Source organism: Pseudomonas sp. RP-B7 (assembly GCF_059803535.1).
The window spans coordinates 19,863-27,224 of sequence record NZ_JAPFHC010000052.1; the positions used below are offsets into that span (position 1 = coordinate 19,863).

The window sequence follows — 7,362 nt, forward strand, 5'->3', positions numbered from 1 at the left end:
GCTCATAACCGCAGATGAACGTTGCAAAGTTTGCTGCCAAAACGCCGCCTCAAGGCATGAAAAACCGATAAAAACAAGGAATAGGGGCACATTATGCCTGTGAGTCTGGATCGCACCGACAAAGCCCTGTTAAACGCGCTGCAAGGTAACGCCCGCCTCACCGTGGCCGAGTTGGCCGAGCGTGTTTCCCTGACCACTTCGCCGTGCTGGCGGCGGGTGCGCAACCTGGAGGAGAGCGGGGTGATCAGCGGCTACCAGGCGATCCTCTCGCCCAAAGCGCTGGGCTATGGGGTGACGGCGTTCGTGAGCATCATGATGGAGAGCCATACCCAGGAAATCGCCCGTGCATTCGAGCAGCGGCTGCTGGCGATCCCGGAGATCGTCGCGTGTCATAACGTCTCGGGGCGCTATGACTTTTTGCTGGAAGTGGTGGCCAAGGACCTTGAGTCGTTTGGCGAATTTGCACGGGAAGTGTTGCAGACGCTGCCGTGTGTCAAAGAGATCTATTCGAGCTTTTCCTACAAGTCGGTGCGGCCGTTGCGGGTGATTCCCTTGCCCCAATAACGCACATACCAACCCCGTATCGAGGCGATAGGGCGGGGCAGCCTAAGCGAATTCTAAAAAGTTATTTATTGAGGTTTTTTAAGATCATTTAGATTGGTTGCTCCCACCATAGACGTTCATGGAGTGAGCCGCCGATGTCCCAGCTTCAGTCAATCACCACCTTGCCGTTGCTCGACTTGTCGCAGCTCGACGCAGGCCCGCAGCAGCGTCAGCAGTTCCTCGATGAGCTGCGGTTTGCCGCGCGGCATATCGGTTTTTTCTACCTCACCGGCCATGGCATCGACGCGGCGCTGCTGGCCGAGGTGCAGCAGCAGGCGCGGGCATTTTTTGCCTTGCCCGAGGCCGACAAACTCGCCGTCGGCATGCTCAACTCGCCACATTTTCGCGGCTACAACCGTGCCGCCTCGGAGATCACCCGTGGCCAGCCGGACCTGCGCGAACAGTTCGATGTCGGTGCCGAGCGCGAGCCCTTGAGCGTGGCGCAACACCCGGCCGCTTGGGCCCGGCTGCAAGGCCCCAATCAATGGCCGGCGGCGTTGCCTGAGCTCAAACCACTGGTGCTCGGCTGGCAGCAGGCGATGACCCAGATGGCCTTGCGCCTGTTGCGTGCCTTCGCCCAGGCCCTGTCCCTGCCGGAAAACGCCTTTGACGCGCTGTACGGCGACAAACCCAACGAACACATCAAGCTGATCCGCTACCCCGGCCGCCATGCACAGCAAAGTCGCCAAGGCGTCGGCGCGCACAAAGACTCGGGGTTCCTCAGCTTCCTGCTGCAAGACCAGCAAGCCGGCTTGCAGGTGGAAGTGGAAGAGGGCCGTTGGATCGACGCGTCGCCGCGCCCCGACACCCTGGTGGTGAACATCGGCGAATTGCTCGAACTGGCAAGCAACGGCTACCTGCGTGCCACCGTGCACCGGGTGGTCTCGCCGCCGCTGGGCAGCGAGCGTTTGTCCCTGGCGTTTTTCCTCGGCGCGCAACTGGACGCGGTGGTGCCGGTGTACCAGTTGGCGCCCGAACTGCTGCGCGACGCCCATGGCCCCGAAAGCGACCCGCGTAACCCGTTGCTGCGCGACGTCGGTTGGAACTACCTCAAAGGCCGCCTGCGCTCGCACCCCGACGTCGCCCAACGTTTTTATACCGATGCCACGCTGCCCCAAGCACTGTCCGCCTGATCAGGAGATCACCCCATGTTGAAAAAAACCGCGCTTTCCCTGGCAGTGTTGCTCGCTTCATTCAGCGTGTCGGCCGCCGATGCCTTGCGTGTTGCCGCCGACCCGATTCCCCATGCGCAGATCCTCGAATATGTGCAGAAACTCGACCCGGGCCTGAACCTCAAGATCATCGAGATTCCCAGCGGCGTGAACTCCAACGAGCTGCTCGCCCACGGTGATGTGGACGCCAATTACTTCCAGCACTTGCCGTACCTCAATTCCCAGGAGCAGGCGCTCGGCCAGAAATTCAGCGTCGCGGCCACTGTGCATATCGAGCCGTTGGGCATTTATTCGCGGCGTCACAACAGCTTCGCTCAAGTGCCGGACAAGGGCACCGTCGCCGTGCCGAACAACGTCACCAACCTCAGCCGCGCGCTGTACCTGCTGCAAGCCAATGGCCTGATCAAGCTCAAACCGGGTTTCAACGATGCGGCCAAGGACCAGGCCACGCCGAAAGACATCGCCGAGAACCCCAAGCACCTGAAGATCCTGGAGATCGAATCACCGCAAATCCCCCGTGCGCTGGACGATGTGGACCTGGCGGTGATCAACGGCAACTTCGCCCTTGAAGCCGGCCTGGAACCGGCCAAGGACGCGCTGGGCCTGGAAGCGGCCAAGGGCAACCCCTACGCCAACATCCTGGTGACTACGCCGAAACTGGCCAAAGACCCGCGCATCGAGCAGTTGGCCAAGGACTTGCGTTCGCCCCAGGTGGCCAAGTTCATTACCGAGAAATACGCCGGTTCGGTGATCCCGGTGGCGGCCGAATGATCGTTGTCGACGGCGTCAGCAAAACCTACGCCGACGGCCAGCCGGCGGCGCTGGATAACGTGTCGTTGCAGATTGCCGACGGTTCGATCTTCGGCATCGTCGGGCGCAGCGGCGCGGGCAAGAGCACCTTGCTGCGTTGCCTGAACCTGCTGGAACGGCCGAGCGCCGGGCGCATCCTGATGGATGGCCAGGACCTCACCCAACTCACGGGCAAGGCGCTGCGTGCGCAACGCCAGCGCATCGGCATGATCTTCCAGGGCTTCAACCTGCTGCATTCGCGCAACGTCGCGGATAACGTCGCGGTGCCGCTGGAGATCGGCAATGTGCCCAAGCCCGAGCGCGCGGCGCGGCTCGCCGAGTTGTTGGCGTTGGTGGGTTTGAGCGACAAGGCCCAGGCGTTTCCTTCGCAGCTCTCCGGCGGGCAGAAACAGCGCGTCGGCATTGCCCGCGCATTGGCGGCGCGCCCGGCGTATCTGTTGTCGGACGAGGCCACCAGCGCCCTGGACCCGGAAACCACCGCATCGATCCTTGAGTTGCTGCGTGACATCAATCGGCAACTTGGCGTGACCATCGTGCTCATTACCCATGAGCTGGAGGTGGTCAAGGCGATCTGCGACAGCGCGGTGTCCCTGGCCGATGGCCGCGTCGTGGAAAGCGGCACGCTGCTGCAACTGCAGGCCGACCCCGCGTCGCGCCTTGGTCGTTCGCTGGCGCCGAGCCTGCAAGTGGCGAGGGCGGTATGAAGACCGATTGGAATGACATCCTGCAATTGCTGCTCAATGCCACCGGCGAAACCCTGTACATGGTGCTATTGGCCGGGTTGTTTACCTTGTTGATCGGCCTGCCCCTGGGCGTATTGCTGTTTATCAGCCGTCGCGATGGCCTGCTGCCGTTGCCGCGCCTCAATCGTGCGCTGGGCGCGGTGATCAACCTCGGGCGCTCGTTGCCGTTCGTGGTGATGCTGATTGCGTTGATCCCGCTGACACGGCTGATCGTCGGCACGACCTTGGGCAGCACGGCGGCGGTGGTGCCTATCACTATTGGGGCCTTTCCGTTTTTTGCACGCATCGTCGAAACCGCGTTGGACGAAGTGGACAAGGGCCGCATCGAAGCCATCGTGGCCATGGGTGGTGACATCCGCCATGTGATTTTCAAGGTGTTATTGCCCGAAGCCTTGCCGGCGCTGGTGGCCGGCGTGACGTTGACCCTGGTGATGTTGATCGGTTTTTCGTCGATGGCCGGGGTGATCGGCGGCGGCGGGCTGGGGGACTTGGCGATTCGCTACGGTTATCAGCGCTTCAACAACCAGATCATGGTGGTCACGGTGGTTGTGCTGGTGCTGCTGGTGCAGGGCGTGCAAAGCCTGGGGGACCGCTGTGTGCGCTCACTGGCCCATCGTCGCTGAGCCGTCACTGATGCGCCGGTGAAGCCTTGAGCAGCAAGGCCTCGAATACCTGCTGCGCCTGGGGTTCATCGCTGTGGGCCACGTTGAAGCGCATCGAGTCGCGGCGCGTGGGGTCGTAACCGAACAAGGTGCCTGGCGCCAGCACCATGCCCTGTTTCAACGCGTCCTGGGCCAGCAGTTCGCCGTTGACGCCCGGTGGCAGGTGCGCCCAGATAAACATCCCGCCTTCATACGGCGTCGGCAGTTCGCAACCGCAGCGCTTGAGCCATTGCTCGACCCGCGCACCGGCCTCGATCAAGCGTTGTTGCATGCGCTTGCGATGCTTGGCGTAACTGCCTTCGCTGAGCATGCGGTACACCACCTGCTCGAACAGTTCGGACGTTACGCCGCCGCTCATCAACTTCATATTGGTCAGGTTGGCCGCCAGTTGCGGCGCCGCCACCACATAGCTGACGCGCGTGTTGGCGCTGAGGATCTTGGAAAACCCCGACAGGTAGGTGACCTGCTCCAGCCCGGCCAGTGCGGCCAGGCGCGGTGGCGGGTTGGGATGCAGGTCGCCGTAGAGATCATCCTCGACGATATGGCAGTGGTACTGCCGGGTCAGTTGCAACAGCCGGAACGCCTGGCTCGGGCTGAAGGAGTGGCCGGTGGGGTTGTGCAGCACGCTGGTGGTCAGGTACAGGCTGGGGCGGTGTTCGGCCAGCAGCTGTTCGAGGGCGCTGAAGTCGAAGCCGTCGGGGCGCCGTTCGATTGTCAGCACCTTGACCCCATGCAGGGCCAGGTTGGCGTGGAAGTTGAAGTAGCACGGCGCGTCCAGCAGCACCGTGTCGCCAGGGCGTGCGAGCAGGCGCATGAGCATGTCCAGGCCTTGCACAGTGTTGGGCGTGGTGATGATTTGCTCCACCGGCACCGACACGCCTTCACCGTGGAGCTTTTGCTGCAAGGCCTGGCGCAACGGTAACAGCCCGGCCGGGGTGCCCATCCCGGCGATGCGCAACGCCGGTGCACGCACCACGCTGCGCAGGGTCTGGCGGATGGCCTCGGTGTCCAGCCAGGCTTCTGGCAAGTGGCCGCCGCCGGGGCGCAGTTCGCCATAGACCGTAGCCAGGGGACGGCGCAGCACGCTGAGCAGGTCCTGGGGCAGCAACTCGACCCAGGTCGACGAGGCGGGGCGGGTGCTGTCCACCGCGACGAAATAGCCACGGCCTTGACGGGAGGTCAGCAGGTTGCGTCCGCGCAGGCGATCGAGCGCTTCATTGAGGGTGAACTTGCTGACGCCCAGGGTCTGGCTCAGCTCGCGCACCGACGGCAACGGGCTGCCCGGTGCCCATTCACCGTTCGCGATAGCCTGGCTGAACGTCTCGACGATCTGTTGCACCTTGGGCGTGCCCGGCACAAAAGCGATGGCGGATACCAACATGCAGCTTCCTTATCTTTGCTGGTGATTTTACCGGTAAAGTCCGGGCGGATTAGGCCTGACTTTACCTGCCCTGCGCAACGCCGCTTGCCTAGACTGCAAGCCTTCTCCTCCAGGGCTGACCGCCATGACCAGCGCATTGACGCTTTCTTCGTTTGTCTATTTCCTGCTGTTTTGCGCGACCCTGACCTTCAGTCCCGGCCCCATGACCCTGCTGCTGTTGAGCCTGGGCCTGCGCGACGGCCTGCGCCGATCACTCCCGGCGCAGCTTGGCGCCAGCGTGTCGTACCTGATTTCGATCCTGATCTTTGCCGTGGGCTTTTCGGAACTGATCAAGGGCAACGTGGCGATTACCCAGGGCATCCAGTTGGTCGGCGTGGCCTATATCCTGTACCTGGCGTACAAACAGTGGACCAGCAGTGGCGTGTCGCTGGATAAGGCCGGCGCCGTGGAAGGTGCCCGCAGTCTGTTCGGCAAGGGCCTGCTGACCGGGTTTTCCAATCCCAAGGCGATCATCATGTTCAGCGCCGTATTCCCACAGTTTGCCGGGGCAGGGGAGCACAGTTCGGCGTCGGACATCGCCATCCTCGGGCTGACCTTCCTGTTGCTGCAATTTGCCAGTGGCTGCCTGTATTGCTACTTCGGGCAGCGCATCAAGCATGTCCTCGAAAACCCCAAGCGGCGTGTGTTGCTGCAACGGGTCACCGCCGTGGTGCTGCTGGGCGTCGCATTGATGCTGGCGCGGGGCTTTTCCCACTGACTGCGGCGAGCTTATAAGGGGTGGTGGCGATTTGCCGTTACCCTGTTAGACTCCGAGCAATACTTCAGGATTGCACCTCACCATGGCAGCCGTCGGAGGAAAGGGACTTCCGCTCGCTTCGCGCTTGTATAAATCCCGCACCCTGGGGCTGACGCTCGGCTTTGTGTGCGTGGCGTTTGCGATGTACCCCCTGGACCCGCACCCGTGGGTATGGGCGCTGATGCTGGTAAACGCCTTCGTCTGGCCGCACCTGGCGTTTCTGCTCTCGCGACGTGCCGAGCATGCCCTGGGCAGCGAACGCCGCAACTTGCTTATCGACTCCTTTTGCGGCGGGTTCTGGGTCGGTGCCATGCATTTCAACCCGCTGCCAGCGGTGACCAGCCTGTCAATGATGACCATGAACAATGTCGCCATCGGCGGCGCACGCTTCATGCTGGCTGGCTGGGCCGCCCAAGGCCTCGGCATCGGCACAGCGCTGCTGCTATTCACCCCGGCGTTCATCGGCGTGACGACCCAGGCCCAACTCTACGCCTGCTTGCCGCTGCTGATGCTCTACCCCATGGCACTGGGCTGGATCTGCTACCGCCAGGCCGCCACCCTGGCCCGGCACAAACGCGAACTGCTGGCCCTGAGCCGTACCGACAGCCTGTCCGGCCTGCTCAACCACGGCGCCTGGAAAGACCAGCTGGAAATCGAATTCCAACGCTGCCGCCGCAACCAGACCGGCGGCGCCATTGCGCTGATCGACATCGACCACTTCAAGACCATCAACGACACCTACGGCCACGTTACCGGCGACATCGTCCTGCGCCAACTGAGCAAAGTCCTGCGCCAGAACCTGCGCGCCACTGACCTGGCGGGGCGCTACGGCGGCGACGAATTCTGCGTGATCCTGCCAGGCATGCCCCTCAACCTTGCGACGGAAGTGATGGACGCCTTGCGTGATCGGTTCAACGCGCTGGCCTATGCGCAGGACCCGACATTGCGGGCCAGCTTGAGCATCGGCTTGGCGCCGTACCAATCGACGCACGCGGATTCAATCAGTTGGCTGAGTGATGCTGACCTGGCGTTGTACGAAGCCAAGAGCAGCGGGCGTAATCGCGTCAGCTCAGTACAAGTAAGTTGGTTGCGGTCCCTGTAGTGAGCGAGCTTGCTCGCGCCGAGCTGCGAAGCAGCCCCAACAAGCACGACCCGGACCTGATTGAAAAACGCGTTGCCTGGGGTGGGGCCGCTG

General features: G+C 62.7%; 8 protein-coding genes. 7 read left to right on the plus strand and 1 reads right to left on the minus strand.

Features of this window, described 5'->3' with window-relative positions; translation table 11 throughout:
• The first annotated feature begins 93 nt into the window (after positions 1-93).
• The 5 genes from OPU96_RS28090 (at position 94) to OPU96_RS28110 (ending at position 3,951) form a co-directional block, all read left to right on the plus strand.
• Positions 94-564, plus strand: a complete 471-nt coding sequence (locus tag OPU96_RS28090) for an Lrp/AsnC family transcriptional regulator (protein ID WP_192301145.1) — start codon at positions 94-96, stop codon at positions 562-564.
• A 134-nt stretch (positions 565-698) separates the two neighbouring features.
• Complete coding sequence (locus OPU96_RS28095; RefSeq protein ID WP_192301146.1) at positions 699-1,736, plus strand: isopenicillin N synthase family dioxygenase; 1,038 nt, start codon at positions 699-701, stop codon at positions 1,734-1,736.
• Positions 1,737-1,751: 15 nt separating this feature from the next.
• Positions 1,752-2,546, plus strand: coding sequence for a MetQ/NlpA family ABC transporter substrate-binding protein (locus OPU96_RS28100; protein ID WP_192301147.1), 795 nt, complete (start codon positions 1,752-1,754; stop codon positions 2,544-2,546).
• Entirely contained in the window at positions 2,543-3,289 is a 747-nt protein-coding gene (locus tag OPU96_RS28105) for a methionine ABC transporter ATP-binding protein (RefSeq protein WP_498560137.1), read from the plus strand. The genes OPU96_RS28100 and OPU96_RS28105 overlap by 4 nt, the downstream gene beginning before the upstream one ends.
• The gene (locus OPU96_RS28110) at positions 3,286-3,951 is read left to right on the plus strand and encodes a methionine ABC transporter permease (protein WP_226457822.1); all 666 of its coding nucleotides are present in this window, start codon (positions 3,286-3,288) and stop codon (positions 3,949-3,951) included. The genes OPU96_RS28105 and OPU96_RS28110 overlap by 4 nt, the downstream gene beginning before the upstream one ends.
• 4 nt (positions 3,952-3,955) lie before the next feature.
• Here the strand turns inward: OPU96_RS28110 and OPU96_RS28115 are convergent, their stop codons facing one another.
• Positions 3,956-5,371 (minus strand): aminotransferase-like domain-containing protein, encoded by a 1,416-nt coding sequence (locus tag OPU96_RS28115; protein WP_226457821.1) that lies wholly within the window; start codon positions 5,369-5,371, stop codon positions 3,956-3,958.
• A gap of 124 nt (positions 5,372-5,495) precedes the next feature.
• On the opposite strand from OPU96_RS28115, the gene OPU96_RS28120 reads away from it, so the two are divergent.
• Together OPU96_RS28120 and OPU96_RS28125 are read left to right on the plus strand one after the other, a co-directional pair.
• The gene (locus tag OPU96_RS28120) at positions 5,496-6,128 is read left to right on the plus strand and encodes a LysE family translocator (RefSeq protein ID WP_192301151.1); all 633 of its coding nucleotides are present in this window, start codon (positions 5,496-5,498) and stop codon (positions 6,126-6,128) included.
• 82 nt (positions 6,129-6,210) lie between these two features.
• Positions 6,211-7,269 (plus strand): diguanylate cyclase, encoded by a 1,059-nt coding sequence (locus OPU96_RS28125; protein ID WP_226457820.1) that lies wholly within the window; start codon positions 6,211-6,213, stop codon positions 7,267-7,269.
• Positions 7,270-7,362: the final 93 nt, after the last annotated feature.